This is a genomic window from Pseudomonas sp. TH31 (assembly GCF_016650815.1).
In the GTDB taxonomy this organism is placed as follows: domain Bacteria; phylum Pseudomonadota; class Gammaproteobacteria; order Pseudomonadales; family Pseudomonadaceae; genus Aquipseudomonas.
On sequence record NZ_JAEKEZ010000008.1, the window covers coordinates 11,764 to 36,131 of the forward strand.

33 protein-coding genes and 1 pseudogene are annotated in these 24,368 nt (G+C 54.6%); all 34 read left to right on the forward strand.

All coding sequences use genetic code 11. The features are described 5' to 3' along the window. The first annotated feature begins 8 nt into the window (after window positions 1-8). The 34 genes and pseudogenes from rpoC to JFV26_RS06455 all read left to right on the forward strand — a co-directional run bounded on the left by rpoC (window position 9) and on the right by JFV26_RS06455 (window position 24,277). Entirely contained in the window at window positions 9-4,208 is a 4,200-nt protein-coding gene (gene rpoC, locus JFV26_RS06290; protein WP_201190742.1) for a DNA-directed RNA polymerase subunit beta', read from the forward strand. 216 nt (window positions 4,209-4,424) lie between these two features. Further along, window positions 4,425-4,795: pseudogene (gene rpsL, locus JFV26_RS06295) on the forward strand (30S ribosomal protein S12). 118 nt (window positions 4,796-4,913) lie between these two features. Continuing rightward, a complete protein-coding gene (gene rpsG, locus JFV26_RS06300) occupies window positions 4,914-5,384 on the forward strand; it encodes a 30S ribosomal protein S7 (protein WP_002555493.1) in 471 nt (156 codons plus the stop codon). A gap of 30 nt (window positions 5,385-5,414) precedes the next feature. Beyond that, entirely contained in the window at window positions 5,415-7,520 is a 2,106-nt protein-coding gene (gene fusA / locus JFV26_RS06305; protein ID WP_201190744.1) for an elongation factor G, read from the forward strand. A gap of 30 nt (window positions 7,521-7,550) precedes the next feature. Then, on the forward strand, window positions 7,551-8,744 hold the full coding sequence (gene tuf, locus JFV26_RS06310; protein WP_201190746.1) for an elongation factor Tu: 1,194 nt from the start codon (window positions 7,551-7,553) through the stop codon (window positions 8,742-8,744). 141 nt (window positions 8,745-8,885) lie between these two features. Continuing rightward, entirely contained in the window at window positions 8,886-9,197 is a 312-nt protein-coding gene (gene rpsJ / locus JFV26_RS06315; RefSeq protein ID WP_003186070.1) for a 30S ribosomal protein S10, read from the forward strand. A gap of 80 nt (window positions 9,198-9,277) precedes the next feature. Continuing rightward, a complete protein-coding gene (rplC, locus tag JFV26_RS06320; protein ID WP_003186059.1) occupies window positions 9,278-9,913 on the forward strand; it encodes a 50S ribosomal protein L3 in 636 nt (211 codons plus the stop codon). 12 nt (window positions 9,914-9,925) lie between these two features. Then, window positions 9,926-10,528 carry a 50S ribosomal protein L4 gene (gene rplD / locus JFV26_RS06325; RefSeq protein WP_007896707.1) on the forward strand — a complete coding sequence of 201 codons (603 nt, stop codon included), beginning with the start codon at window positions 9,926-9,928 and terminating at the stop codon, window positions 10,526-10,528. Then, the gene (gene rplW, locus JFV26_RS06330; RefSeq protein ID WP_002555488.1) at window positions 10,525-10,824 is read left to right on the forward strand and encodes a 50S ribosomal protein L23; all 300 of its coding nucleotides are present in this window, start codon (window positions 10,525-10,527) and stop codon (window positions 10,822-10,824) included. The genes rplD and rplW overlap by 4 nt, the downstream gene beginning before the upstream one ends. Window positions 10,825-10,838: 14 nt before the next feature. Next, entirely contained in the window at window positions 10,839-11,663 is an 825-nt protein-coding gene (rplB, locus tag JFV26_RS06335) for a 50S ribosomal protein L2 (protein WP_201190748.1), read from the forward strand. Window positions 11,664-11,679: 16 nt separating this feature from the next. Next, window positions 11,680-11,955 (forward strand): 30S ribosomal protein S19, encoded by a 276-nt coding sequence (gene rpsS / locus JFV26_RS06340; RefSeq protein ID WP_002555486.1) that lies wholly within the window; start codon window positions 11,680-11,682, stop codon window positions 11,953-11,955. Window positions 11,956-11,968: 13 nt separating this feature from the next. After that, entirely contained in the window at window positions 11,969-12,301 is a 333-nt protein-coding gene (rplV, locus tag JFV26_RS06345) for a 50S ribosomal protein L22 (RefSeq protein WP_003210077.1), read from the forward strand. Window positions 12,302-12,314: 13 nt separating this feature from the next. Next, the gene (gene rpsC / locus JFV26_RS06350; protein WP_003176422.1) at window positions 12,315-13,001 is read left to right on the forward strand and encodes a 30S ribosomal protein S3; all 687 of its coding nucleotides are present in this window, start codon (window positions 12,315-12,317) and stop codon (window positions 12,999-13,001) included. A 12-nt stretch (window positions 13,002-13,013) separates the two neighbouring features. Further along, window positions 13,014-13,427: a 50S ribosomal protein L16 gene (gene rplP, locus JFV26_RS06355; RefSeq protein WP_045057467.1), complete on the forward strand. Its 414-nt coding sequence runs from the start codon at window positions 13,014-13,016 to the stop codon at window positions 13,425-13,427. Continuing rightward, window positions 13,427-13,618 carry a 50S ribosomal protein L29 gene (gene rpmC / locus JFV26_RS06360; protein WP_008030901.1) on the forward strand — a complete coding sequence of 64 codons (192 nt, stop codon included), beginning with the start codon at window positions 13,427-13,429 and terminating at the stop codon, window positions 13,616-13,618. The genes rplP and rpmC overlap by 1 nt, the downstream gene beginning before the upstream one ends. A 2-nt stretch (window positions 13,619-13,620) precedes the next feature. Then, window positions 13,621-13,887, forward strand: coding sequence for a 30S ribosomal protein S17 (rpsQ, locus tag JFV26_RS06365; RefSeq protein ID WP_003176419.1), 267 nt, complete (start codon window positions 13,621-13,623; stop codon window positions 13,885-13,887). A gap of 23 nt (window positions 13,888-13,910) precedes the next feature. Next, the gene (rplN, locus tag JFV26_RS06370; RefSeq protein ID WP_002555479.1) at window positions 13,911-14,279 is read left to right on the forward strand and encodes a 50S ribosomal protein L14; all 369 of its coding nucleotides are present in this window, start codon (window positions 13,911-13,913) and stop codon (window positions 14,277-14,279) included. 11 nt (window positions 14,280-14,290) lie between these two features. Further along, on the forward strand, window positions 14,291-14,605 hold the full coding sequence (gene rplX, locus JFV26_RS06375; RefSeq protein ID WP_003176416.1) for a 50S ribosomal protein L24: 315 nt from the start codon (window positions 14,291-14,293) through the stop codon (window positions 14,603-14,605). Between the two features lie 20 nt (window positions 14,606-14,625). Further along, window positions 14,626-15,165 (forward strand): 50S ribosomal protein L5, encoded by a 540-nt coding sequence (gene rplE, locus JFV26_RS06380; RefSeq protein ID WP_003176415.1) that lies wholly within the window; start codon window positions 14,626-14,628, stop codon window positions 15,163-15,165. A 13-nt stretch (window positions 15,166-15,178) separates the two neighbouring features. Then, the gene (gene rpsN, locus JFV26_RS06385) at window positions 15,179-15,484 is read left to right on the forward strand and encodes a 30S ribosomal protein S14 (RefSeq protein WP_003176414.1); all 306 of its coding nucleotides are present in this window, start codon (window positions 15,179-15,181) and stop codon (window positions 15,482-15,484) included. A 208-nt stretch (window positions 15,485-15,692) separates the two neighbouring features. Then, the gene (gene rpsH, locus JFV26_RS06390; protein WP_003186040.1) at window positions 15,693-16,085 is read left to right on the forward strand and encodes a 30S ribosomal protein S8; all 393 of its coding nucleotides are present in this window, start codon (window positions 15,693-15,695) and stop codon (window positions 16,083-16,085) included. A 12-nt stretch (window positions 16,086-16,097) separates the two neighbouring features. Then, a complete protein-coding gene (gene rplF / locus JFV26_RS06395) occupies window positions 16,098-16,631 on the forward strand; it encodes a 50S ribosomal protein L6 (protein ID WP_003176412.1) in 534 nt (177 codons plus the stop codon). Window positions 16,632-16,641: 10 nt separating this feature from the next. Further along, window positions 16,642-16,992 carry a 50S ribosomal protein L18 gene (rplR, locus tag JFV26_RS06400; protein WP_003186037.1) on the forward strand — a complete coding sequence of 117 codons (351 nt, stop codon included), beginning with the start codon at window positions 16,642-16,644 and terminating at the stop codon, window positions 16,990-16,992. 3 nt (window positions 16,993-16,995) lie between these two features. Continuing rightward, window positions 16,996-17,496, forward strand: a complete 501-nt coding sequence (gene rpsE, locus JFV26_RS06405; RefSeq protein ID WP_003186035.1) for a 30S ribosomal protein S5 — start codon at window positions 16,996-16,998, stop codon at window positions 17,494-17,496. A gap of 2 nt (window positions 17,497-17,498) precedes the next feature. Then, window positions 17,499-17,675: a 50S ribosomal protein L30 gene (gene rpmD / locus JFV26_RS06410; RefSeq protein ID WP_003186033.1), complete on the forward strand. Its 177-nt coding sequence runs from the start codon at window positions 17,499-17,501 to the stop codon at window positions 17,673-17,675. 3 nt (window positions 17,676-17,678) lie between these two features. Then, window positions 17,679-18,116 carry a 50S ribosomal protein L15 gene (gene rplO, locus JFV26_RS06415; protein ID WP_007896782.1) on the forward strand — a complete coding sequence of 146 codons (438 nt, stop codon included), beginning with the start codon at window positions 17,679-17,681 and terminating at the stop codon, window positions 18,114-18,116. After that, a complete protein-coding gene (secY, locus tag JFV26_RS06420; RefSeq protein ID WP_003228718.1) occupies window positions 18,117-19,445 on the forward strand; it encodes a preprotein translocase subunit SecY in 1,329 nt (442 codons plus the stop codon). A 27-nt stretch (window positions 19,446-19,472) separates the two neighbouring features. Beyond that, a complete protein-coding gene (rpmJ, locus tag JFV26_RS06425) occupies window positions 19,473-19,589 on the forward strand; it encodes a 50S ribosomal protein L36 (RefSeq protein ID WP_002555468.1) in 117 nt (38 codons plus the stop codon). 130 nt (window positions 19,590-19,719) lie between these two features. Then, window positions 19,720-20,076: a 30S ribosomal protein S13 gene (rpsM, locus tag JFV26_RS06430; protein WP_003186020.1), complete on the forward strand. Its 357-nt coding sequence runs from the start codon at window positions 19,720-19,722 to the stop codon at window positions 20,074-20,076. 30 nt (window positions 20,077-20,106) lie between these two features. Then, window positions 20,107-20,496, forward strand: a complete 390-nt coding sequence (rpsK, locus tag JFV26_RS06435; RefSeq protein ID WP_002555466.1) for a 30S ribosomal protein S11 — start codon at window positions 20,107-20,109, stop codon at window positions 20,494-20,496. An 18-nt stretch (window positions 20,497-20,514) separates the two neighbouring features. Next, complete coding sequence (rpsD, locus tag JFV26_RS06440; protein WP_003210056.1) at window positions 20,515-21,135, forward strand: 30S ribosomal protein S4; 621 nt, start codon at window positions 20,515-20,517, stop codon at window positions 21,133-21,135. Between the two features lie 22 nt (window positions 21,136-21,157). Continuing rightward, entirely contained in the window at window positions 21,158-22,159 is a 1,002-nt protein-coding gene (locus JFV26_RS06445) for a DNA-directed RNA polymerase subunit alpha (RefSeq protein WP_003186012.1), read from the forward strand. A gap of 42 nt (window positions 22,160-22,201) precedes the next feature. Beyond that, window positions 22,202-22,588, forward strand: a complete 387-nt coding sequence (gene rplQ, locus JFV26_RS06450) for a 50S ribosomal protein L17 (protein ID WP_201190750.1) — start codon at window positions 22,202-22,204, stop codon at window positions 22,586-22,588. Between the two features lie 240 nt (window positions 22,589-22,828). Continuing rightward, window positions 22,829-24,277 (forward strand): catalase, encoded by a 1,449-nt coding sequence (locus JFV26_RS06455; RefSeq protein ID WP_201190752.1) that lies wholly within the window; start codon window positions 22,829-22,831, stop codon window positions 24,275-24,277. The last annotated feature ends 91 nt before the right edge of the window (window positions 24,278-24,368 follow it).

Sequence of the window (24,368 nt, forward strand, 5' to 3'; positions counted from 1 at the left end):
GAAAGGCCTTGAAAGACCTACTGAATTTGCTGAAAAACCAGGGTCAAGTCGAAGAGTTCGACGCCATCCGTATTGGATTGGCATCGCCTGAGATGATCCGTTCGTGGTCGTTCGGTGAAGTTAAAAAGCCGGAAACCATCAACTACCGTACGTTCAAACCTGAGCGTGACGGCCTGTTCTGCGCCAAGATCTTTGGCCCGGTAAAGGATTACGAGTGCCTGTGCGGTAAGTACAAGCGCTTGAAGCACCGTGGTGTGATCTGCGAAAAGTGCGGCGTTGAAGTCGCGCTGGCAAAAGTTCGTCGTGAGCGCATGGCGCACATCGAACTGGCCTCGCCAGTTGCCCACATCTGGTTCCTGAAATCGCTGCCGTCGCGTATCGGCTTGCTGATGGACATGACCCTGCGTGATATCGAACGCGTTCTCTACTTCGAGAGCTATGTTGTTATCGACCCAGGCATGACCACCCTTGAAAAAGGTCAGCTGCTGAACGACGAGCAGTACTTCGAAGCGCTGGAAGAGTTCGGCGACGATTTCGATGCCCGCATGGGTGCCGAAGCTGTCCGCGAACTGCTGCACGCTATCGATCTGGAACACGAGATTGGCCGTCTGCGTGAAGAAATTCCGCAAACCAACTCCGAAACCAAAATCAAGAAGCTGTCCAAGCGTCTGAAGTTGATGGAGGCCTTCCAGGGTTCCGGCAACCTTCCAGAATGGATGGTGCTGACCGTTCTGCCGGTTCTGCCGCCAGATCTGCGTCCACTGGTCCCGCTGGATGGCGGTCGCTTCGCGACTTCCGACCTCAACGATCTGTATCGTCGAGTGATCAACCGTAACAACCGCTTGAAGCGTCTGCTTGATCTGTCCGCTCCGGACATCATCGTGCGCAACGAAAAGCGTATGTTGCAGGAAGCCGTCGATGCACTGCTCGACAACGGTCGTCGTGGCCGTGCTATCACCGGTTCGAACAAGCGTCCTCTGAAATCCCTGGCTGACATGATCAAGGGTAAGCAAGGTCGTTTCCGTCAGAACTTGCTCGGTAAGCGTGTTGACTACTCCGGTCGTTCGGTAATTACCGTAGGTCCGACCCTGCGTCTGCACCAGTGCGGTCTGCCGAAGAAAATGGCTCTCGAGCTGTTCAAACCGTTCATTTTCGGCAAGCTGGAAATGCGTGGTCTTGCTACCACCATCAAAGCTGCCAAGAAGATGGTCGAGCGCGAGCTGCCGGAAGTTTGGGACGTTCTCGCTGAAGTGATCCGTGAACACCCGGTTCTCCTCAACCGTGCACCGACCCTTCACCGTCTGGGTATCCAGGCGTTTGAACCCGTGCTGATCGAAGGTAAAGCTATCCAGCTGCACCCATTGGTCTGCGCTGCGTACAACGCCGACTTCGACGGCGACCAAATGGCCGTGCACGTACCGCTGACACTGGAAGCCCAGTTGGAAGCGCGTGCGTTGATGATGTCGACCAACAACATTCTGTCGCCAGCCAACGGTGAGCCAATCATCGTTCCGTCGCAGGACGTTGTATTGGGCCTGTACTACATGACTCGTGAAGCGATCAACGCCAAGGGCGAAGGTCGTGTGTTCGCGGATCTGCAAGAAGTTGACCGTGTGTTCCGTGCCGGCGAAGCCGCACTGCACGCTAAAGTCAAAGTGCGGATCAACGAAACCGTTAACGATCGTGATGGCGGCAGCGTCAAGAACACCCGTATCGTCGACACCACTGTCGGCCGTGCGCTGTTGTTCCAGGTTGTTCCACCTGGCCTGTCGTACGATGTCGTCAACCAGCCGATGAAGAAAAAGGCGATCTCCAAGCTGATCAACCAGTGCTATCGCGTGGTTGGTTTGAAAGAGACCGTGATCTTCGCTGACCAGTTGATGTACACCGGTTTTGCCTATTCGACCATTTCCGGCGTTTCCATCGGCGTTAACGACTTCGTTATCCCGGATGAAAAAGCCCGCATCATCAGTGCTGCCACTGATGAAGTGAAAGAGATCGAAAGTCAGTACGCCTCCGGCCTGGTAACCCAGGGCGAGAAGTACAACAAAGTGATCGACCTTTGGTCCAAGGCGAACGACGAAGTTTCCAAGGCGATGATGGCCAACCTCTCGAAAGAGAAAGTCATCGACCGTCATGGCGTCGAAGTCGACCAGGAGTCCTTCAACTCGATGTACATGATGGCAGACTCGGGCGCACGGGGTTCTGCTGCGCAGATCCGTCAGCTCGCCGGTATGCGTGGCCTGATGGCCAAGCCGGACGGTTCCATCATCGAAACGCCGATTACTGCGAACTTCCGTGAAGGTTTGAGCGTACTTCAGTACTTCATCTCCACTCACGGTGCTCGTAAAGGTTTGGCGGATACCGCGTTGAAAACTGCGAACTCCGGTTACCTGACTCGTCGTCTGGTAGACGTGGCGCAGGATCTGGTAGTGACCGAGATCGATTGCGGCACCGAACATGGCCTGGTAATGACTCCGCACATTGAAGGCGGTGACGTTGTTGAGCCGTTGGGTGAGCGCGTATTGGGTCGTGTTATTGCCCGTGACGTGTACAAGCCTGGTACCGAAGAAATCATCGTTCCTGCCGGTACTCTGGTAGACGAGAAGTGGGTCGAGTTCATCGAGCTGAACAGCATCGATGAAGTGATCGTGCGTTCGCCGATCAGCTGTGAAACCCGCTACGGCATTTGCGCCAAGTGCTACGGCCGTGATTTGGCTCGTGGTCACCAGGTGAACATCGGTGAAGCGGTCGGCGTTATCGCTGCCCAGTCCATCGGTGAGCCGGGTACCCAGCTGACCATGCGTACGTTCCACATCGGTGGTGCGGCAAGCCGGACCTCCGCTGCGGACAGCGTCCAGGTGAAGAATGGCGGTACCGTTCGTCTGCACAATTTGAAGCACGTGGAGCGAGTGGATGGTTGCCTGGTTGCGGTGTCCCGTTCCGGTGAGCTGGCTATCGCTGATGACTTCGGTCGTGAGCGCGAGCGTTACAAGCTGCCGTACGGTGCTGTGATTTCGGTTAAAGAAGGTGACAAGGTCGACGCTGGCGCAATCGTGGCCAAGTGGGATCCGCACACTCACCCAATCGTTACCGAAATGAAAGGTACCGTGACCTACGTGGGCATGGAAGAAGGCATCACGATCAAGCGTCAGACTGACGAATTGACCGGTATGACCAACATTGAAGTACTCGACGCCAAAGACCGTCCAGCTGCCGGTAAAGACATTCGTCCAGCCGTTAAGATGGTCGGTGTCGATGGCAAGGATCTGCTGCTGCCAGGTACTGACGTACCGGCTCAGTACTTCCTGCCGGCTAACGCCCTGGTCGGTGTAGCGGATGGTGTGCAGGTTGCGATCGGTGATGTTATCGCCCGTATCCCGCAAGAAACTTCGAAAACTCGCGACATCACCGGTGGTCTGCCGCGTGTTGCCGACTTGTTCGAAGCCCGTCGTCCGAAAGAAGCCTCGATTCTGGCTGAAGTCAGCGGCACCATCGCGTTCGGTAAAGAGACCAAAGGCAAGCGCCGTCTGGTCATTACCCCGAACGACGGTAGCGATCCGTACGAAGAGCTGATTCCGAAGTGGCGTCACCTGAACGTCTTCGAAGGCGAACAGGTAAACCGCGGCGAAGTAATCTCCGACGGCCCAAGTGATCCACACGACATCCTGCGTCTGCTGGGTGTGAGTGCGCTGGCCAAGTACATCGTGAACGAGATCCAGGACGTTTATCGTCTGCAAGGCGTGAAGATCAACGACAAGCACATCGAGACCATCCTGCGTCAGATGCTGCGTAAAGTTGAAATCGCTGAATCCGGCGATTCCACTTTCATCAAGGGCGACCAGATGGAATTGACTCACGTTCTGGTAGAGAACGAGCGTCTGGCGGGCGACGAGAAATTCGTTTCCAAGTTCACTCGCGTGCTGTTGGGTATCACCAAGGCGTCGTTGTCCACCGAATCGTTCATCTCGGCGGCTTCCTTCCAGGAAACCACTCGCGTACTGACCGAAGCGGCAGTCACCGGCAAGCGCGATTACCTGCGCGGCCTGAAAGAAAACGTGGTCGTGGGTCGTCTGATCCCGGCGGGTACCGGTCTGGCTTATCACAGCGAGCGCAAGCGTCGCCGTGAAGCTGACAAACCGTTGCGCGTAAGCGCCAGTGAAGTGGAAGCTGCACTGACCGAAGCATTGAACTCGAGCGGTAACTGAGTTCTGCAGTAAATAAGCGTGGGGCCCCGGCCGCTCCGTTCATCGAATCGAGACAATTTGTCGAGGTTGGATGAACGGAGAGGTCGGGGCCTTGCCTTGACTGGGGACAAGATCCTCTTTAGACTCTTGTACCCCTAAATTTGGCGGGAATTCGTTCCTGCCATTTTGCTTTTCTTGCAAGACAATAGCGTCGCAAGACAACAGTGGAGCTAGTAGATGGCAACTATCAACCAGCTGGTACGTCAGCCGCGTAAGCGTATCGTCGAGAAATCCGACGTGCCTGCGCTGCAGAACTGCCCGCAACGTCGTGGCGTATGCACCCGTGTGTATACCACCACGCCGAAAAACCTAACTCGGCACTGCGTAAAGTATGCCGTGTGCGTCTGACCAACGGTTTCGAGGTTTCCTCGTACATCGGCGGTGAAGGCCACAACCTGCAAGAGCACAGCGTGGTGCTGATCCGCGGCGGTCGTGTAAAAGACTTGCCAGGTGTTCGTTACCACACCGTACGCGGTTCTTTGGATACTTCCGGCGTTAAAGGTCGTAACCAGGGTCGTTCGAAGTACGGTACCAAGAAGCCTAAGTAGTAGCGGCTTTTTGTAAAAACTGATTTTCTATTTTTCTGAGTCGATAAGAGTAAGGTCGGAGGCGTCCCGAAAGGGGACCGATTCCGAGCGAACCTGAAGACCGTTTGAGGGCTTATCCATGCCAAGAAGACGCGTAGCAGCCAAGCGCGAAGTGCTTGACGATCCAAAATACGGAAGCCAAATCCTGGCCAAGTTCATGAACCACGTTATGGAAAGCGGCAAGAAAGCCGTTGCCGAACGTATCGTTTATGGCGCGCTGGAAAAGGTTAAAGAACGCAAGAACAGCGATCCCCTGGAAATCTTCGAGAAAGCTCTCGACGCCATCGCTCCGCTGGTCGAAGTGAAGTCGCGCCGTGTAGGCGGTGCTACTTACCAGGTTCCGGTCGAAGTTCGCCCGTCCCGTCGTAACGCCCTGGCAATGCGCTGGTTGGTAGACTTCGCCCGCAAGCGCGGCGAGAAGTCTATGGCTCTGCGTTTGGCTGGCGAGCTGTTGGATGCTGCTGAAGGTAAAGGTGCTGCAGTTAAGAAGCGTGAAGACGTGCACCGTATGGCTGAAGCCAACAAGGCTTTCTCGCACTACCGCTTCTAATTTTAGCGTCACTAATTTTGCGAGGGCTTTATGGCTCGTACTACACCGATTAACCGCTACCGTAACATTGGTATCGTTGCTCACGTGGATGCTGGTAAAACCACCACCACCGAGCGCGTCCTTTTTTACACTGGCAAAAGCCACAAGATGGGCGAGGTGCATGACGGCGCCGCGACCACCGACTGGATGGTGCAGGAGCAGGAGCGTGGTATTACCATTACTTCTGCTGCTATTACCACCTTCTGGCAGGGTTCCGAGAAGCAGTACGCTGATAAGTACCGCTTCAACGTCATCGATACCCCGGGTCACGTTGACTTCACTATTGAAGTTGAGCGGTCCCTGCGCGTACTCGACGGCGCTGTCGTTGTGTTCTGCGGCACTTCGGGTGTTGAGCCTCAGTCGGAAACCGTATGGCGTCAAGCCAACAAGTACGGCGTTCCACGTCTTGTTTACGTTAACAAGATGGACCGTGCTGGTGCGAACTTCCTGCGCGTGATCGGTCAGATCAAGCAGCGTCTGGGTCACACTCCGGTGCCAATCCAGTTGGCCATCGGTTCCGAAGACAACTTCCAGGGTCAGATCGATCTGATCAACATGGAAGCTGTTTACTGGAACGATGCTGACAAGGGCACTGTTCCGCGTCGCGAAGCTATTCCTGCAGAGCTGCTGGAATTGGCTGAAGAGTGGCGCGACAACATGGTTCAGGCTGCAGCCGAAGCCAGCGAAGAGCTGATGGACAAGTACCTGGAAGGTGAGGAAATCACCATCCCGGAAATCAAGGCCGCTCTGCGTCAGCGTACCATCGCTGGTGAGATCGTCTTGGCTGTCTGTGGTTCTTCCTTCAAGAACAAGGGTGTTCCCCTGGTTCTCGACGCTGTTATCGACTTCCTGCCGGCCCCAGTCGACATTCCTGCCATCAAGGGTACTGACCCGGATGACGAGACTATCGAATTGGAGCGTCATGCAGACGACAGCGAGCCGTTCTCGGCTCTGGCGTTCAAGATCGCTACTGACCCATTCGTGGGTACCTTGACCTTCGTTCGAGTTTACTCGGGCGTGTTGAGCTCCGGCGACGGCGTGATCAACTCGGTTAAAGGCAAGAAAGAGCGCGTGGGTCGTATGGTGCAAATGCACGCAAACGCCCGTGAAGAAATCAAGGAAGTGCGCGCTGGCGACATCGCGGCCTTGATCGGCATGAAGGACGTCACCACAGGTGAAACTTTGTGCACCGCTGACAAGCCAATCATTCTGGTTCGCATGGACTTCCCGGAGCCGGTTATCTCGGTTGCCGTTGAGCCTAAGACCAAGGATGACCAGGAAAAAATGGGTATCGCTCTGGGCAAGCTTGCTCAGGAAGATCCATCTTTCCGCGTCAAGACTGATGAAGAGACTGGTCAAACGATCATCTCCGGCATGGGCGAGCTGCACCTGGACATCCTGGTTGACCGGATGCGCCGTGAGTTCAACGTCGAAGCCAACATCGGTAAGCCTCAGGTTTCCTATCGTGAGCGCATCACGAAGAACTGCGAAATCGAAGGTAAGTTCGTTCGTCAATCCGGCGGTCGTGGCCAGTTCGGTCACTGCTGGATTCGTTTTGCTCCTGCTGACGAAGGTCAGGAAGGTCTGCAATTCGTGAACGAAGTAGTAGGTGGTGTGGTTCCTAAGGAATACATCCCGGCTATCCAGAAGGGTATCGAAGAGCAGATGAAGAACGGTGTTGTTGCCGGCTATCCGCTGATCGGCCTGAAGGCTACCGTTTTTGATGGTTCTTACCACGACGTCGACTCCAACGAGATGGCGTTCAAGGTGGCTGCTTCCATGGCGACCAAGCAACTGGCCCAGAAGGGTGGTGGTGAGTTGCTTGAGCCGATCATGGCGGTAGAGGTTGTTACGCCTGAAGACTATATGGGTGACGTGATGGGCGACCTTAACCGTCGTCGCGGCATGATCCTGGGTATGGAAGATACGGTTTCCGGCAAAGTAATTCGTGCCGAGGTTCCGTTGGGTGAGATGTTCGGTTATGCGACCGACGTCCGTTCCATGTCCCAAGGTCGCGCAAGCTACTCTATGGAATTCAAAAAATACAATACAGCTCCGTCGCATATCGTCGAAACTGTTACCAAAAAACAAGGCTGATTCAGCCCTTTAGGCAAGGAGTTAATTGTCGTGGCTAAAGAAAAATTTGTACGTGACCTCCCGCACGTTAACGTTGGCACCATCGGTCACGTTGACCACGGTAAAACCACGCTGACTGCTGCTCTGACTCGTGTCTGCTCCGAAGTTTTCGGTTCGGCCGTTGTTGCTTTCGATAAAATCGACAGCGCACCGGAAGAAAAGGCTCGTGGTATCACCATCAACACCGCGCACGTTGAATACAACTCGCTGATCCGTCACTACGCTCACGTCGACTGCCCAGGTCACGCTGACTATGTGAAGAACATGATCACCGGTGCTGCTCAGATGGACGGCGCTATTCTGGTTTGCTCGGCCGCTGATGGTCCGATGCCGCAAACTCGTGAGCACATCCTGTTGTCCCGCCAGGTTGGCGTTCCGTACATCGTTGTCTTCCTGAACAAGGCTGACATGGTTGACGACGCTGAGCTGCTGGAACTGGTTGAGATGGAAGTGCGCGATCTGCTGAGCACTTACGACTTCCCGGGCGACGACACTCCGATCATCATCGGTTCGGCTCTGATGGCTCTGAACGGTCAAGACGACAACGAAATGGGCACCACTGCCGTTCGTAAACTGGTTGAGACTCTGGACAGCTACATCCCAGATCCAGTTCGTGTTATCGACAAGCCGTTCCTGATGCCAATCGAAGACGTATTCTCGATCTCCGGTCGCGGTACTGTTGTAACTGGCCGTATCGAGCGCGGTATCGTCAAGGTTCAGGATTCGCTGGAAATCGTTGGTCTGCGTGACACTGTTGTCACCACCTGCACCGGCGTTGAAATGTTCCGTAAGCTGCTCGACGAAGGTCGTGCTGGCGAGAACTGCGGCGTGCTGCTGCGCGGCACCAAGCGTGACGACGTTGAGCGTGGCCAGGTTCTGGTCAAGCCAGGTTCGGTTAAGCCGCACACTACCTTCGAAGCTGAAGTGTACGTGTTGAGCAAAGAAGAAGGCGGTCGCCACACTCCGTTCTTCAAAGGCTACCGTCCACAGTTCTACTTCCGGACCACTGACGTGACCGGTAACTGCGAACTGCCGGAAGGCGTTGAAATGGTAATGCCGGGCGACAACATCAAAATGGTTGTCACCCTGATCAAAACCATCGCAATGGAAGATGGTCTGCGTTTCGCTATTCGTGAAGGCGGTCGTACCGTCGGCGCTGGCGTCGTAGCCAAAATCATCGCTTAATAAGTGATGACTTGAAAAAGCCCCCGCTTAGCGGGGGCTTTTTTATTGGGTTGACACTGTAGTAGCCCGTCTATAGAATTGCGCCTCCTTTTAACGGGCGTATTGCGCTCGCTGGGAATAGCAGCCGGAGTCTGAAATCCAATGCAAAATCAGCAAATCCGTATCAGGTTGAAGGCTTTTGACCATCGCCTGATCGACCAATCCACCCAGGAAATCGTGGAAACCGCGAAACGTACTGGTGCTCAAGTGCGTGGTCCAATTCCACTGCCTACCCGTAAAGAGCGGTTCACCGTTCTGGTCTCCCCGCACGTCAACAAAGACGCGCGCGACCAGTACGAGATCCGTACTCATAAGCGCGTTCTGGACATCGTCCAGCCAACGGATAAAACCGTTGATGCTCTTATGAAGCTTGATCTTGCGGCCGGTGTGGAAGTGCAGATCAGCCTCGGCTAAGACTCGGTCTTAGTCGTGTAACGCTCTGAAATGGGCGGCCATAGCGGGTGAAAGCCCCGTACACTCATGAGGTTTACAACATGACTATTGGTGTAGTCGGTCGTAAATGCGGTATGACCCGTATTTTCACCGAAGAAGGTGTCTCCATTCCGGTCACGGTCATTGAGATCGAACCGAATCGCGTCACCCAGTTCAAAACTGAAGAGACCGATGGCTATCGTGCAGTGCAAGTCACTGTAGGCGAGCGTCGTGCTTCGCGTGTTACAGCTGCTCAGGCTGGCCACTTCGCCAAGGCGAACGTTGCCGCTGGTCGTACCGTAATGGAATTCCGTCTTGAAGAAGGCGAGTACCAGGCCGGCGATCTGATCAACGCTGAAATCTTCGCCGCTGGTCAACTGGTTGATGTAACCGGTCAGTCCAAGGGTAAAGGCTTCCAGGGTACGATCAAGCGTTGGAACTTCCGCGGGCAAGATAATACCCACGGTAACTCCGTGTCCCACCGCGTTCCAGGCTCTATCGGCCAGTGCCAGACTCCTGGTCGTGTATTCAAGGGCAAAAAAATGTCCGGTCATATGGGCGCTGAGCGCGTGACCGTGCAGTCCCTGGAAGTAGTGCGCGTGGACGCTGAACGCAATCTGTTGTTGGTCAAGGGTGCTGTTCCTGGCGCTACTGGCGGCAACTTGGTTGTACGTCCAGCAGCCAAGGCTCGCGGTTAAGGGGAAGCTGACATGCAATTAAATGTAAATGACGCTCAAGCGATCGAAGTTTCCGAACTGACATTTGGCGGCGAATTCAACGAGACGCTGGTTCACCAAGCAGTCGTGGCCTACATGGCTGGCGGCCGTCAAGGTAGCAAGCAGCAAAAGACCCGTTCCGACGTTCGTGGTGGCGGTAAGCGCCCTTGGCGTCAGAAAGGTACTGGCCGTGCTCGTGCCGGTACTATCCGTAGCCCAATCTGGCGTGGCGGCGGTACCACTTTCGCAGCTCGTCCTCAGGATCACACCCAGAAGCTGAACAAGAAGATGTATCGCGCAGCAATGCGTTCCATCCTTGCTGAGCTGGTGCGTACTGATCGTCTGGTTGTGGTTCAGGACTTCGCTGTTGATGCACCGAAGACCAAAGATCTGCTGAACAAACTGACTGGCATGGGCCTGACTGACGTCTTGATCGTGTCTGAAGTGGTTGATCAGAACCTGTACCTGGCTGCTCGTAACCTGCCACACGTTGATGTCCGTGACGTTCAAGGTTCCGATCCAGTTAGTCTGATCGCATACGACAAGGTGTTGATCACCGTGTCGGCCGTGAAGAAATTCGAGGAGCTGCTGGGATGAACCAGGAACGCGTATTTAAAGTTCTGCTTGGCCCGCACGTTTCCGAAAAGGCTACGGTTCTGGCTGACAAGAAAGGCCAGTTCGTTTTCAAGGTTGCAACTGACGCAACCAAGCTGGAAATCAAGAAGGCCGTCGAAAGCCTGTTCAGCGTGAAAGTAGAGCGTGTTACTACCCTGAATGTTCTGGGTAAGAGCAAGCGCACTGCTCGCGGTCTGGGCAAGCGTAATGACTGGAAGAAGGCAGTTATCTCCCTTCAGCCAGGCCAAGATCTCGATTTCAGCAGCAGTGCTGAGTAAGGAAGGGGTGCATCATGGCAATCGTTAAATGCAAACCGACTTCCCCTGGCCGCCGTTTTGTGGTCAAGGTGGTCAACCAGGAGCTGCATAAAGGCGCTCCTCACGCACCGCTGCTCGAGAAAAAATCGAAGACTGGTGGTCGTAACAACAATGGTCGCATTACCACTCGTCACATCGGTGGTGGCCATAAGCAGCATTATCGTCTGGTCGATTTCCGTCGCAACGACAAAGATGGCATCGTTGCCACTGTCGAGCGTATTGAATACGATCCAAACCGTACTGCTCACATCGCTCTGCTGCTGTACGCAGATGGCGAGCGTCGCTACATCATCGCCCCTAAAGGCGTGAGTGCTGGTGACCAGCTGATCGCAGGTGCTTTGGCACCGATCAAGCCGGGCAACGCTCTGCAACTGCGTAACATTCCAGTTGGTAGCACCGTACACGGCATCGAATTGAAGCCAGGTAAAGGCGCGCAAATCGCTCGTTCCGCTGGTGCTTCGGCTCAGCTGATCGCTCGTGAAGGTGTCTACGTGACCCTGCGTCTGCGTTCTGGTGAGATGCGTAAAGTGCTGGCTGAATGCCGCGCGACCCTGGGTGAAGTCTCGAACTCCGAGCACAGCCTGCGTTCGCTGGGTAAAGCTGGTGCCAAACGCTGGCGTGGCGTTCGCCCAACCGTTCGTGGTGTTGCCATGAACCCGGTTGACCACCCACATGGTGGTGGTGAAGGTCGTACCTCTGGTGGTCGTCATCCGGTATCGCCATGGGGCTTCCCGACTAAGGGCGCGAAGACTCGTGGTAATAAGCGTACCGACAAAATGATCGTCCGTCGTCGCAAGTAAATAGAGGGATACGACAGTGCCACGTTCTCTGAAAAAAGGTCCTTTTATTGATCTTCACCTACTGAAGAAGATCGAAGTGGCGGCGGAAAAGAACGATCGCAAACCAGTGAAAACCTGGTCGCGCCGTTCCATGATCCTGCCACAAATGGTCGGTTTGACCATTGCAGTGCATAACGGTCGTCAACATGTTCCAGTTCTCGTGAACGAAGACATGGTCGGCCACAAACTAGGCGAGTTTGCCGGTACCCGCACATATCGTGGGCACGTGGCAGACAAGAAAGCCAAGCGTTAAGGGGTAAGGAACGATGGAAGTAGCCGCTAAGTTGTCGGGCGCTCGAATCTCCGCCCAGAAAGCCCGCTTGGTCGCCGACCAGATCCGCGGGAAGAAGGTGGGCGAAGCGCTCAACCTGTTGGCTTTCAGCAGTAAGAAAGCCGCCGAGATCATCAAGAAAGTGCTGGAGTCGGCCGTAGCCAACGCCGAGCACAACGAAGGCGCAGACGTTGATGACCTTAAAGTCAGCACCGTTTTCGTCAACGAAGGGCGTTCGCTGAAGCGAATCATGCCACGTGCCAAAGGCCGTGCTGATCGCATCGTCAAGCGGTCTTGCCATATCACTGTCAAGGTTGCTGACAAGTAACGGAGTCGAAGAGATGGGTCAGAAAGTACATCCCATTGGCATTCGCCTGGGAATCGTCAAGGAGCACACCTCCGTCTGGTACGCAGACGGTCGGACTTATGCGGACTATTTGTTCGCTGATCTGAAGGTGCGCGAGTATCTCCAAGACAAACTAAAAAGCGCGTCCGTAAGCCGTATCGATATCCATCGTCCGGCTCAAACTGCACGTATCACCATCCACACCGCTCGTCCAGGTATCGTTATCGGGAAGAAAGGTGAAGATGTTGAGAAACTGCGTCAGGACCTGACCAAGCAAATGGGTGTGCCTGTGCACATCAATATCGAAGAGATCCGCAAGCCGGAGCTCGACGGTATGCTGGTTGCGCAGAGCGTAGCTCAGCAGCTGGAGCGTCGTGTAATGTTCCGTCGCGCTATGAAGCGCGCTGTTCAGAACGCCATGCGCATTGGTGCCAAAGGCATCAAAATCCAAGTGAGCGGTCGTCTCGGCGGTGCTGAAATCGCACGTACTGAATGGTATCGCGAAGGTCGTGTGCCACTGCACACCCTGCGTGCCGACATCGACTATGCCAACTACGAAGCTCACACCACTTACGGTGTGATCGGTGTAAAGGTTTGGATCTTCAAAGGCGAAGTAATTGGTGGTCGCCAAGAAGAACTGAAACCACAAGCACCAGCGCCTCGTAAAAAAGCTGCTAAGTAAGGGGTACGCCAAATGTTGCAACCAAAGCGTACGAAGTTCCGCAAGCAGATGACAGGCCACAACCGTGGTCTGGCACAGCGCGGTAGCAAAGTCAGCTTCGGCGAATATGCGCTGAAGTCTGTAGCTCGTGGTCGTCTCACCGCTCGTCAGATCGAGTCAGCGCGTCGTGCACTGACCCGTCACGTTAAACGTGGCGGCAAGATCTGGATCCGTGTATTCCCGGACAAGCCTATTTCCAAAAAGCCTCTCGAAGTTCGGATGGGTAAAGGTAAGGGTAGTGTGGAGTACTGGGTTGCCCAGATTCAGCCAGGCAAAGTCCTGTATGAAATCGAGGGTGTTACTGAAGAGCTGGCGCGTGAGGCTTTTGCCCTGGCTGCTGCAAAGCTGCCGCTCGCCACCGCCTTTGTTAAACGGACGGTGATGTGATGAAAGCGAATGAACTTCGTGAAAAAGACGCGCCGCAGCTTAACGAGCAACTGCTCGGCCTGCTGCGCGACCAGTTCAATCTGCGCATGCAGAAAGCAACTGGCCAGTTGGGGCAGTCTCACCTGCTCCGGCAAGTTAAGCGTGACATCGCTCGCGTGAAGACTGTGCTCAAACAGCAGGCAGGTAAGTAATCATGGCTGAAGCCGAAAAAACCGTCCGTACGCTGACTGGCCGTGTTGTCAGCGACAAAATGGACAAGACCATCACCGTTCTGATCGAGCGTCGCGTAAAGCACCCGATCTACGGTAAATACGTTAAGCGTTCGACTAAGCTGCACGCGCACGACGAAACCAATCAGTGCCACATCGGCGACAAAGTCACTATTCGTGAAACTCGTCCGCTGGCCAAGACCAAGTCTTGGGCATTGGTTGATGTTCTCGAACGCGCTGTGGAAGTCTAAGGACTAGGGGTCGGAGAAATTATATGATTCAGACTCAATCCATGCTCGATGTGGCCGATAACAGCGGCGCTCGCCGCGTTATGTGCATCAAGGTGCTGGGTGGCTCCCATCGTCGTTACGCTGGTATCGGTGACATCATCAAAGTTACCGTGAAGGAAGCAATTCCTCGCGGTAAAGTGAAAAAAGGCCAAGTGATGACTGCTGTTGTAGTCCGCACTCGTCACGGCGTACGCCGTGCTGATGGCTCCATTATCCGCTTTGATGGCAACGCTGCTGTTCTTCTGAACAACAAGCAAGAGCCGATCGGCACCCGTATCTTTGGGCCAGTGACCCGTGAACTTCGTACTGAGAAGTTCATGAAGATCGTCTCGCTCGCCCCAGAAGTGCTGTAAGGAGATCCGACATGCAAAAGATTCGTCGTGACGACGAGATCATCGTGATCGCCGGCAAAGACAAAGGTAAGCGCGGTAAGGTGCTTAAGGTTCTCGCTAATAACCGTCTGGTTATTGGTGGTCTGAACCTGGTCAAGCGTCATACCAAGCCTAACCCGATGTCGGGCGTACAAGGCGGTATCGTCGAAAAAGAAGCTCCACTGGACGCTTCTAACGTCGCCATTTTCAACGGCGAAACCAACAAGGCTGATCGCGTTGGTTTCAAAGTAGAAGACGGCAAGAAAATTCGTGTCTTCAAGTCGACCCAAAAAGCGGTTGATGCTTGAACACTGCTAGGTAGAAGACCATGGCACGACTAAAAGAGATTTACTGGAAGGAAATCGCACCGAAGCTTAAGGAAGAACTTAAGCTTTCGAACGTGATGGAAGTTCCACGCGTTACAAAAATCACCCTGAACATGGGTCTGGGCGAGGCGGTCGGTGACAAAAAAGTCATCGAGCACGCTGTTGCCGACCTGGAAAAGATCACCGGTCAGAAAGTTGTTGTGACTTACGCTCGGAAATCCATTGCTGGCTTTAAAGTCCGTGAAGGTTGGCCGATCGGCGTCAAAGTGACTCTGCGCCGTGAGCGTATGTACGAATTCCTGGATCGTCTGCTGTCGATCTCCCTGCCTCGGGTTCGCGACTTCCGCGGCCTGAATGCCAAGTCCTTCGATGGTCGTGGTAACTACAGCATGGGCGTTAAAGAGCAGATCATCTTCCCGGAAATCGACTACGACAAGATCGATGCTCTCCGCGGTCTGGACATTACCCTGACCACCACTGCCAAGAACGATGATGAAGGTCGCGCGCTGCTGCGTGCTTTCAAATTCCCGTTCCGCAACTGATTGGAGTAGGAAAATGGCCAAGATGAGCATGAAAAACCGCGAGCTGAAGCGTCAGCTCACGGTTGCCAAGTACGCCAAAAAGCGTGCAGCACTGAAAGCTATCATCGTTGATCTGAACGCAAGTCCAGAAGCGCGTTGGGAAGCTACAGTAGCTCTGCAGAAGCAGCCACGTGACGCAAGCGCTTCGCGCATGCGTAACCGCTGCCGCCTGACCGGTCGTCCACACGGCGTTTACCGCAAGTTCGGCCTCGGCCGTAACAAACTGCGTGAAGCTGCAATGCGTGGTGACGTACCTGGTCTGGTTAAAGCCAGCTGGTAAGCACTGTCAAAGTCTCGGTGTTCAGGATTGCAAGATCCTGACCATCGGTGACCTTGAACTTGAATCAAGCCCCTTTTGGGGCTTGATTCATTTGTGGGGTGTGTCTAGAATACCCGGCTCGCCTGAGCCCGTGCTTTTTACGTGCGGAGTTTCTCGGCGAAGGTAGTAGCCGCAAGGCTTATTTTTTTGTATTAGGAGCGTCTAGCCCATGAGTATGCAGGACCCGTTAGCGGACATGCTAACTCGAATCCGTAATGCCCAGATGGCTGAAAAGTCCGTCGTAAGCATGCCATCTTCTACTTTGAAGGTAGCTGTTGCCAAAGTCCTGAAGGACGAAGGTTACATTGCGGGTTATCAGATCAGCAGCGAAATCAAACCACTGCTGTCCATCGAGCTGAAGTACTTCGAAGGCCGTCCGGTCATCGAGGAAGTGAAGCGCGTTAGCCGTCCAGGCCTGCGTCAGTACAAGTCCGTCGATGATCTGCCAAAAGTTCGTGGCGGTCTCGGTGTGTCTATCGTCTCCACCAACAAAGGTGTGATGACGGATCGTGCTGCGCGCGCTGCCGGTGTCGGCGGCGAAGTTCTTTGCACTGTGTTCTAAGGGGGGATAAGCATGTCACGCGTCGCTAAGAACCCCGTTAAGCTGCCAGCCGGTGTCGAAGTCAAATTCGCAGGCCAACAGCTTTCGGTGAAGGGTGCCAAGGGCACTCTCGAACTGAATATCCATTCGTCCGTTGAGATCGTTGAAGAAGCTGGTGAGCTGCGTTTCGCTGCTCGCAATGGCGATCAACAAACTCGCGCAATGGCCGGTACCACTCGTGCGTTGGTAAACAACATGGTCCAAGGCGTAAGCCAAGGCTTCGAGCGCAAGCTCCAGCTGGTCGGTGTTGGTTACAAAGCGCAAGCAAAAGGCACAGTGCTGAACCTGGCTCTTGGCTTCTCGCACCCAGTGGATTACGAACTGCCGGAAGGCATCACCGCTGAGACACCTAGCCAGACCGATATCCTGATCAAGGGCATCGATAAGCAGCTGGTAGGTCAAGTGGCCGCCGAGATCCGCGACTTCCGTCCACCAGAGCCTTACAAAGGTAAAGGTGTGCGCTACGCGGACGAAGTCGTCCGTCGTAAAGAAGCCAAGAAGAAGTAGGGCATAGCAAATGACCGACAAAAAAGTTACTCGACTGCGTCGCGCTCGCAAAGCACGCCTGAAAATGCACGAACTCGAAGTCGTGCGTCTCTGCGTGTTCCGCTCGTCGCAGCACATCTACGCCCAGGTCATTTCGGCCGACGGCAACAAAGTCCTGGCATCTGCCTCGACTTTGGATAAAGAACTGCGTGATGGCGCCACTGGCAACATCGACGCGGCCACTAAGGTTGGCCAGCTGGTCGCTACGCGTGCTAAAGCCGCTGGCGTCTCGCAGGTGGCTTTCGACCGCTCTGGCTTCAAGTACCACGGCCGCGTCAAGGCGCTGGCTGATGCTGCTCGTGAAGCTGGGCTGGAGTTCTAAGTTATGTCAAATAACGACCAAAAGCGCGACGAAGGCTACATTGAGAAGCTGGTTCAAGTTAACCGCGTAGCCAAAACCGTTAAAGGCGGCCGTATCTTCACTTTCACCGCGTTGACCGTGGTTGGTGATGGTAAAGGGCGTGTTGGCTTCGGCCGTGGCAAGTCACGTGAAGTGCCTGCCGCGATCCAGAAGGCAATGGAAGCTGCTCGTCGCAACATGATCCAAGTTGATCTGAACGGCACCACTCTGCAGTACGCAATGAAGTCCGCTCATGGCGCTTCGAAGGTGTACATGCAGCCTGCTTCTGAAGGTACCGGTATCATCGCTGGCGGCGCTATGCGTGCTGTTCTCGAAGTTGCTGGCGTTCAGAACGTTCTGGCCAAGTGCTACGGCTCGACTAACCCGGTAAACGTGGTTCACGCCACTTTCAAAGGTTTGAAAGCTATGCAGTCTCCTGAATCTATTGCCGCCAAGCGTGGCAAAAGCGTCAAGGAGATCTTCTGATCATGGCTACCGTTAAAGTTACGCTGATCAAAAGCATGACCGGCCGCATCCCTAACCACAAACTGTGCGTTAAGGGTCTGGGTCTGCGTCGCATCGGTCACACTGTAGAAGTACTTGATACTCCCGAGAATCGCGGGATGATCAACAAGGCTTACTACATGCTGCGTGTCGAGGGTTAATCGATGAAACTCAATGATCTGAGTCCAGCGCCGGGTTCCCGTCGCGAAAAGCATCGTCCGGGCCGTGGTATCGGTAGTGGTTTGGGCAAGACCGGTGGCCGTGGCCACAAAGGTCAGTCCTCCCGCTCCGGTGGCACCATTGCTCCAGGCTTTGAAGGCGGTCAACAGCCGCTGCATCGTCGTCTGCCGAAATTCGGTTTCGTTTCCCTGAAAGCCATGGACCGCGCAGAAGTGCGTTTGTCCGAGCTGGCCAAAGTGGAAGGCGACATCGTCACCGTGCAGTCCCTGAAAGATGCCAACGTGATTAACGTCAACGTACAGCGTGTGAAAATCATGCTGTCCGGCGAAGTTACTCGCGCTGTCACCATCGGAAAGGGAATCGGCGCCACCAAAGGTGCGCGTGCGGCTATCGAAGCAGCTGGCGGCAAGTTCGAGGAATAAATGGCTAAGCAAGGTGCTCTCTCTGCGCTCGGCAAAGGCGGTATGTCTGAACTCTGGGCTCGTCTGCGTTTTCTGTTCCTGGCGATTATCGTCTACCGAATAGGCGCACACATCCCGGTTCCAGGTATTAACCCGGACCGACTCGCGGACCTGTTTCGACAGAATGAGGGGACCATTCTTAGCTTGTTCAACATGTTTTCCGGCGGCGCGCTGGAACGGATGAGCATCTTTGCACTGGGGATCATGCCGTACATTTCGGCATCGATCATCATGCAACTGATGACCGCCGTCAGCCCGCAGCTGGAACAGTTGAAGAAGGAAGGTGAAGCTGGCCGTCGCAAGATCAGCCAGTACACCCGCTACGGCACTGTCGTTCTCGCTCTCGTTCAGGCTATTGGCATGTCCATTGGTCTGGCGGGGCAGGGCGTTGCGTTCACTGGTGACTTTGGCTTCCATTTCGTCGCGGTATCCACTTTTGTGGCTGGTGCGATGTTCATGATGTGGCTGGGTGAGCAGATTACTGAGCGTGGTGTTGGCAACGGTATCTCGATGTTGATTTTTTCGGGTATCGTCGCCGGTCTTCCGAGAGCGATCGGGCAGTCTTTCGAGTCTGCACGTCAGGGGGATATCAATATCTTCGCCCTGGTTGCCATCGGTTTGCTGGCAGTAGCGATTATCGGTTTCGTGGTGTTCATTGAGCGTGGTCAGCGTCGTATTGCTGTTCATTACGCCAAGCGTCAGCAGGGCCGCAAGGTCTTCGCTGCGCAGACTAGCCACTTGCCGCTGAAGGTGAACATGGCCGGTGTTATTCCGGCTATTTTCGCGAGCAGCATTTTGCTGTTCCCGGCTTCGTTGGGTGCCTGGTTCGGTCAGTCTGAAGGTATGGGCTGGTTGCAGGACATCTCGCAGTCGATCGCTCCTGGTCAGCCGTTGAATATTCTGCTGTTTAGTGCAGGGATTATTTTCTTCTGCTTCTTCTATACGGCGTTGATGTTCAATCCGAAAGACGTAGCGGAAAACCTGAAGAAGTCCGGTGCCTTTATTCCGGGCATTCGTCCAGGCGAGCAGTCTGCGCGCTATATTGATGGCGTTCTGACTCGTTTGACCATGTTCGGTGCTCTTTACATGACGGCCGTGTGCTTGCTGCCCCAGTTCTTGGTGGTTGCAGCAAACGTTCCGTTCTACCTTGGCGGGACCTCGTTGCTGATCGTCGTCGTGGTTGTGATGGACTTCATGTCCCAAGTACAATCGCACCTCGTTTCGCACCAGTACGAATCCCTGATGAAGAAAGCCAACCTGAAGGGTTACGGCAGCGGCATGTTGCGCTGAGTACCCATAAGGTTCGAGGAGTTGGTGATGAAAGTTCGTGCATCGGTGAAAAAGCTGTGCCGTAACTGCAAGATTATTCGCCGCGAAGGTGTTGTTCGAGTAATTTGCAGCGCGGAACCGCGTCACAAACAGCGCCAAGGCTGAGTGTGATTGTGCTTCAAGCCCGGCAGCTAGTGCGCTGCCGGGTTGATTATTTGTTATTACAGCGATATTATCTCGCGCCCTATTTCTTGGCTTCCGGGGCGTAGGTAGCTGTCAATTGGAGTCCCACTGAATGGCCCGTATTGCAGGCGTTAACATTCCAGATAACAAGCATACTGTTATCTCGCTGACCTACATCTATGGTGTTGGTCGCACTACTGCACAGAAGATCTGTGCAGTGACTGGGGTAAACCCAGCCGCAAAGATCAAAGATCTGAGCGACGAGCAGATTGAACAGCTGCGTGGCGAAGTGGCGAAGTTCACCACTGAAGGTGACCTGCGTCGCGAAATCAACATGAAAATCAAGCGTTTGATGGACCTCGGTTGCTATCGCGGTCTGCGTCATCGTCGTGGTCTTCCAGTGCGCGGTCAGCGTACCAAGACTAACGCGCGTACCCGTAAAGGTCCGCGTAAGCCGATCCGCAAGTAATCGCCCCAGCGAATCGACAGGAAATTAATCATGGCTAAACCTGCTGCTCGTCCTCGTAAAAAAGTCAAAAAGACAGTGGTTGATGGCATCGCCCACATCCACGCGTCTTTTAACAACACAATCGTGACCATCACCGACCGTCAAGGTAACGCGCTTTCTTGGGCTACCTCCGGTGGTTCGGGTTTCCGCGGTTCCCGCAAGTCCACGCCGTTTGCTGCTCAAGTAGCTGCTGAACGTGCTGGTCAAGCTGCGCTGGAATATGGCCTGAAAAACCTCGACGTAAACGTCAAAGGTCCAGGTCCAGGTCGTGAATCCGCAGTCCGCGCTTTGAACGGCTGTGGCTACAAGATCGCCAGCATCACCGACGTGACGCCAATCCCGCACAACGGGTGCCGTCCGCCGAAGAAGCGCCGCGTGTAATCCAGGAGATTGTAAAGAATGGCTCGTTACATTGGTCCAAAATGCAAACTCGCTCGTCGTGAAGGCACCGATCTCTTTCTGAAGAGCGGCGTGCGCGCGATCGAATCGAAGTGCAACATCGAAGCAGCACCTGGTATCCACGGCCAACGCCGCGGTCGCCAGTCCGATTACGGCACCCAACTGCGTGAAAAGCAGAAGGTCCGTCGTATCTACGGCGTTCTCGAGCGTCAATTCAGCGGCTACTACAAAGAAGCTGCTGGCAAGAAAGGTGCAACCGGTGAAAACCTGCTGCAACTGCTCGAATGCCGTCTGGACAACGTTGTATACCGTATGGGTTTTGGCTCTACTCGTGCCGAATCCCGTCAGCTGGTATCGCACAAATCCGTCAGCGTTAACGGTCAGACCGTAAACGTGCCGTCGTACCAGGTTCGTGCTGGTGACGTGGTCGCGATTCGCGAGAAAGCAAAGAACCAACTTCGCATTGTCCAAGCTCTCGATCTGTGTGCCCAACGTGGCCGCGTAGAATGGGTAGAAGTAGACACTGAGAAGAAGTCGGGCGTTTTCAAGAACGTTCCTGCTCGCAGTGATCTGTCCGCCGACATCAACGAAAGCCTGATTGTCGAGCTCTACTCCAAGTAAGGGCTAGAAAATAGGTGCATCCATGCAGATTTCGGTAAATGAGTTCCTGACACCCCGCCATATTGATGTGCAGGTTGTCAGTCCAACCCGCGCCAAGATCACTCTCGAGCCTCTCGAGCGTGGTTTCGGCCACACCCTGGGCAACGCGCTGCGACGCATCTTGTTGTCCTCAATGCCCGGCTGTGCAGTAGTCGAGGCCGAGATTGACGGTGTGCTCCACGAGTACAGCGCCATCGAAGGTGTACAGGAAGACGTAATTGAAATCCTGTTGAACCTTAAAGGTCTGGCTATCAAGCTGCACGGCCGTGACGAAGTTACGCTGACCTTGTCGAAGAAGGGTTCGGGGGTGGTTACCGCTGCCGATATTCAGCTGGATCATGATGTCGAGATCGTTAACCCCGATCACGTAATCGCTAACCTGGCGTCTAACGGCGCCCTGAACATGAAGCTCACCGTAGCTCGTGGTCGTGGTTATGAACCGGCAGATTCGCGTCAGAGCGATGAAGACGAAAGCCGCAGCATTGGTCGCTTGCAGCTTGACTCTTCGTTCAGCCCGGTTCGCCGTATCGCATACGTGGTGGAAAACGCCCGTGTCGAACAGCGTACTAACCTGGACAAGCTGGTTATTGATCTGGAAACCAACGGTACTCTGGATCCTGAAGAGGCTATCCGTCGCGCTGCAACCATCCTGCAACAGCAGTTGGCTGCGTTCGTGGACCTCAAAGGTGACAGTGAGCCAGTGGTTGTCGAGCAGGAAGACGAGATCGATCCGATCCTGCTTCGCCCGGTTGACGATCTGGAACTGACTGTACGTTCGGCTAACTGCCTTAAGGCGGAAAACATCTACTACATCGGTGACCTGATTCAGCGTACCGAAGTAGAGCTGTTGAAGACTCCGAACCTTGGCAAGAAATCCTTGACTGAGATCAAGGACGTTCTGGCCTCCCGCGGTCTGTCCCTCGGCATGCGCCTCGACAACTGGCCGCCTGCAAGTCTTAAGAAGGACGACAAGGCGACTGCCTGATCGTCGTAATCACCGAACGTTGTGTTTGGTAAGGAATGAACCATGCGTCATCGTAAAAGTGGTCGTCACCTGAGCCGCACTAGCTCGCACCGCAAGGCCATGTTTCAAAACATGGCAGTGTCGCTGTTCGAGCACGAGCTGATCAAAACTACACTGCCGAAAGCTAAAGAACTGCGTCGCGTTGCTGAGCCGCTGATCACTTTGGCCAAGACAGACAGCCTGGCTAACCGCCGTCTGGTTTTCGACCGTACTCGTTCGAAAGCTATCGTAGGTAAGCTCTTCAACGACCTGGGCAAGCGTTACGCTACCCGTGAGGGTGGCTACCTGCGCATCCTCAAGTGCGGCTTCCGCACTGGTGACAACGCGCCTATGGCGTACGTTGAGTTGGTTGATCGTCCAGTTGGCGGTGAAGCTGTATCCGCTGAGTAAGACGTCAGTCTGAAACGAAGAACCGGGCCTAGTGCCCGGTTTTTTGTGCCTGTAAGAAACGCGCTGTTCGTACAAGCTCCCCTGTGGCTCAAGCCATCAGTATGTGATCGGGATTGTTGGTAGTATTTTTCTATTGATATCTGCAAATTAATGAATTTGTAGGTGTCATGATCGATGGTTAATACTCCCTCCCAAGCCGATTAGCCGGCAGTTCCAAAACTGACAGAGGAAGAAGATCGCATGAGCCAAAACAAAACGCTTACGACCGCCAGTGGCGCTCCTGTCGCCGACAACCAGAATTCCCGTTCCGCCGGCCCTCGTGGCCCGCTGCTGCTCGACGATTTCCACCTGATCGAGAAGCTTGCCCACTTTAACCGTGAAAACATCCCTGAGCGCCGCGTCCACGCGAAAGGCTCGGGTGCTTACGGTACGTTCACGGTTACCCGTGACATCACCGAGTACACCAGCGCCAAGCTGTTCGAGTCCATTGGCAAGCAAACACCGACGTTCTTGCGGTTTTCCACCGTGGGTGGCGAGCGCGGTTCGGCTGATACCGAGCGCGATCCACGTGGCTTTGCTTTGAAGTTTTATACCGAAGAAGGCAACTGGGACATCGTTGGTAACAACACACCAGTGTTCTTCATTCGCGACCCACTGAAATTCCCGGACTTTATCCATACCCAGAAACGCCTGCCGCAAAGCAATCTGAAAAGCGCACAAATGATGTGGGACTTCTGGTCGCACTCCCCGGAGGCGCTGCACCAGGTCACCATCTTGTTCTCGGATCGCGGCATCCCTGACGGTTACCGTCACATGCACGGCTTTGGTAGCCACACCTACAGCCTGATTAGTGCCAAAGGTGAGCGTCACTGGGTGAAATGGCACTACAAGACCCGGCAGGGGATCAAGAACCTTACGCCGGCAGACGCTGCACGCCTGGCCGGTACTGATCCGGATTACGCTCAGCGGGATCTGTTCGGTGCGATCGAGCGCGGTGATTTTCCGAAATGGCGCGTGTGCATTCAGATCATGACCGAGGCCCAGGCTGCGGCACACTACGAGAACCCGTTCGACGTGACCAAGACTTGGTCTCAGAAAGAGTTCCCGCTGATCGAAGTGGGTGAACTGGAGCTCAACCGCAATCCGCAAAACTACTTCGCTGAAGTCGAGCAAGCGGCATTCGGTCCAAGCAACATGGTCCCCGGTGTGGGGCTGTCGCCGGATCGCATGCTGCAAGGCCGCGTGTTCGCTTACGCTGATGCTCACCGCTACCGCGTAGGCACCAACCACCAGCAACTGCCGGTGAATGCTCCACGCAACCAGGTCAACAGCTACCAGCGTGATGGTTCCATGGCGTTCGGCAGCAACGGTGGTGCAACGCCCAACTACGAGCCGAACAGCTACGTAGAGTCGCCGAAACAAGCCCCGCGCTACGCCGAGCCTGCGCTGGCCTTGAGCGGTTCGGCTGATCGTTACGATCACCGTGAAGACACCGATTATTACAGCCATGCCGGTGCGCTGTTCCGCCTGATGAATGATGAGCAGAGAACCCTGCTGATCAATAACATTGCCGGCGCCATGGCCGGGGTTTCCAGTGATGTGGTTGATCGTCAACTGCAGCACTTCTTCAGGGCTGACCCGGCGTACGGAGACGCAATCGCAAAGGCGTTGGGCGTACAGCTTAACTAAGTCTAAACAAGAAGCAGAACCGCCCTCATCTGGGCGGTTTTTGCGTTATTTAAACCACTTTTCTCAGAATATCTTCGCTTTTATCGCGCAG

Bases quoted from the DNA above. Each gene is read 5' to 3' on its own strand.
- rplD (WP_007896707.1), top strand. From the start codon at position 9,926: ATGCAATTAAATGTAAATGACGCTCAAGCGATCGAAGTTTCCGAACTG.
- rpsN (WP_003176414.1), top strand. From the start codon at position 15,179: ATGGCCAAGATGAGCATGAAAAACCGCGAGCTGAAGCGTCAGCTCACG.
- rplR (WP_003186037.1), top strand. From the start codon at position 16,642: ATGACCGACAAAAAAGTTACTCGACTGCGTCGCGCTCGCAAAGCACGC.
- rpsC (WP_003176422.1), top strand. From the start codon at position 12,315: ATGGGTCAGAAAGTACATCCCATTGGCATTCGCCTGGGAATCGTCAAG.
- rplN (WP_002555479.1), top strand. From the start codon at position 13,911: ATGATTCAGACTCAATCCATGCTCGATGTGGCCGATAACAGCGGCGCT.
- rpsE (WP_003186035.1), top strand. From the start codon at position 16,996: ATGTCAAATAACGACCAAAAGCGCGACGAAGGCTACATTGAGAAGCTG.
- rplX (WP_003176416.1), top strand. From the start codon at position 14,291: ATGCAAAAGATTCGTCGTGACGACGAGATCATCGTGATCGCCGGCAAA.
- JFV26_RS06455 (WP_201190752.1), top strand. From the start codon at position 22,829: ATGAGCCAAAACAAAACGCTTACGACCGCCAGTGGCGCTCCTGTCGCC.
- rplO (WP_007896782.1), top strand. From the start codon at position 17,679: ATGAAACTCAATGATCTGAGTCCAGCGCCGGGTTCCCGTCGCGAAAAG.
- fusA (WP_201190744.1), top strand. From the start codon at position 5,415: ATGGCTCGTACTACACCGATTAACCGCTACCGTAACATTGGTATCGTT.
- rpsJ (WP_003186070.1), top strand. From the start codon at position 8,886: ATGCAAAATCAGCAAATCCGTATCAGGTTGAAGGCTTTTGACCATCGC.
- rplP (WP_045057467.1), top strand. From the start codon at position 13,014: ATGTTGCAACCAAAGCGTACGAAGTTCCGCAAGCAGATGACAGGCCAC.
- rplE (WP_003176415.1), top strand. From the start codon at position 14,626: ATGGCACGACTAAAAGAGATTTACTGGAAGGAAATCGCACCGAAGCTT.
- rplB (WP_201190748.1), top strand. From the start codon at position 10,839: ATGGCAATCGTTAAATGCAAACCGACTTCCCCTGGCCGCCGTTTTGTG.
- rpsD (WP_003210056.1), top strand. From the start codon at position 20,515: ATGGCTCGTTACATTGGTCCAAAATGCAAACTCGCTCGTCGTGAAGGC.
- rplQ (WP_201190750.1), top strand. From the start codon at position 22,202: ATGCGTCATCGTAAAAGTGGTCGTCACCTGAGCCGCACTAGCTCGCAC.
- rpmJ (WP_002555468.1), top strand. From the start codon at position 19,473: ATGAAAGTTCGTGCATCGGTGAAAAAGCTGTGCCGTAACTGCAAGATT.
- rpsM (WP_003186020.1), top strand. From the start codon at position 19,720: ATGGCCCGTATTGCAGGCGTTAACATTCCAGATAACAAGCATACTGTT.
- rplF (WP_003176412.1), top strand. From the start codon at position 16,098: ATGTCACGCGTCGCTAAGAACCCCGTTAAGCTGCCAGCCGGTGTCGAA.
- rpmC (WP_008030901.1), top strand. From the start codon at position 13,427: ATGAAAGCGAATGAACTTCGTGAAAAAGACGCGCCGCAGCTTAACGAG.
- rplV (WP_003210077.1), top strand. From the start codon at position 11,969: ATGGAAGTAGCCGCTAAGTTGTCGGGCGCTCGAATCTCCGCCCAGAAA.
- rpsQ (WP_003176419.1), top strand. From the start codon at position 13,621: ATGGCTGAAGCCGAAAAAACCGTCCGTACGCTGACTGGCCGTGTTGTC.
- rpmD (WP_003186033.1), top strand. From the start codon at position 17,499: ATGGCTACCGTTAAAGTTACGCTGATCAAAAGCATGACCGGCCGCATC.
- rplW (WP_002555488.1), top strand. From the start codon at position 10,525: ATGAACCAGGAACGCGTATTTAAAGTTCTGCTTGGCCCGCACGTTTCC.
- rplC (WP_003186059.1), top strand. From the start codon at position 9,278: ATGACTATTGGTGTAGTCGGTCGTAAATGCGGTATGACCCGTATTTTC.
- secY (WP_003228718.1), top strand. From the start codon at position 18,117: ATGGCTAAGCAAGGTGCTCTCTCTGCGCTCGGCAAAGGCGGTATGTCT.
- rpsH (WP_003186040.1), top strand. From the start codon at position 15,693: ATGAGTATGCAGGACCCGTTAGCGGACATGCTAACTCGAATCCGTAAT.
- rpsG (WP_002555493.1), top strand. From the start codon at position 4,914: ATGCCAAGAAGACGCGTAGCAGCCAAGCGCGAAGTGCTTGACGATCCA.
- JFV26_RS06445 (WP_003186012.1), top strand. From the start codon at position 21,158: ATGCAGATTTCGGTAAATGAGTTCCTGACACCCCGCCATATTGATGTG.
- rpsK (WP_002555466.1), top strand. From the start codon at position 20,107: ATGGCTAAACCTGCTGCTCGTCCTCGTAAAAAAGTCAAAAAGACAGTG.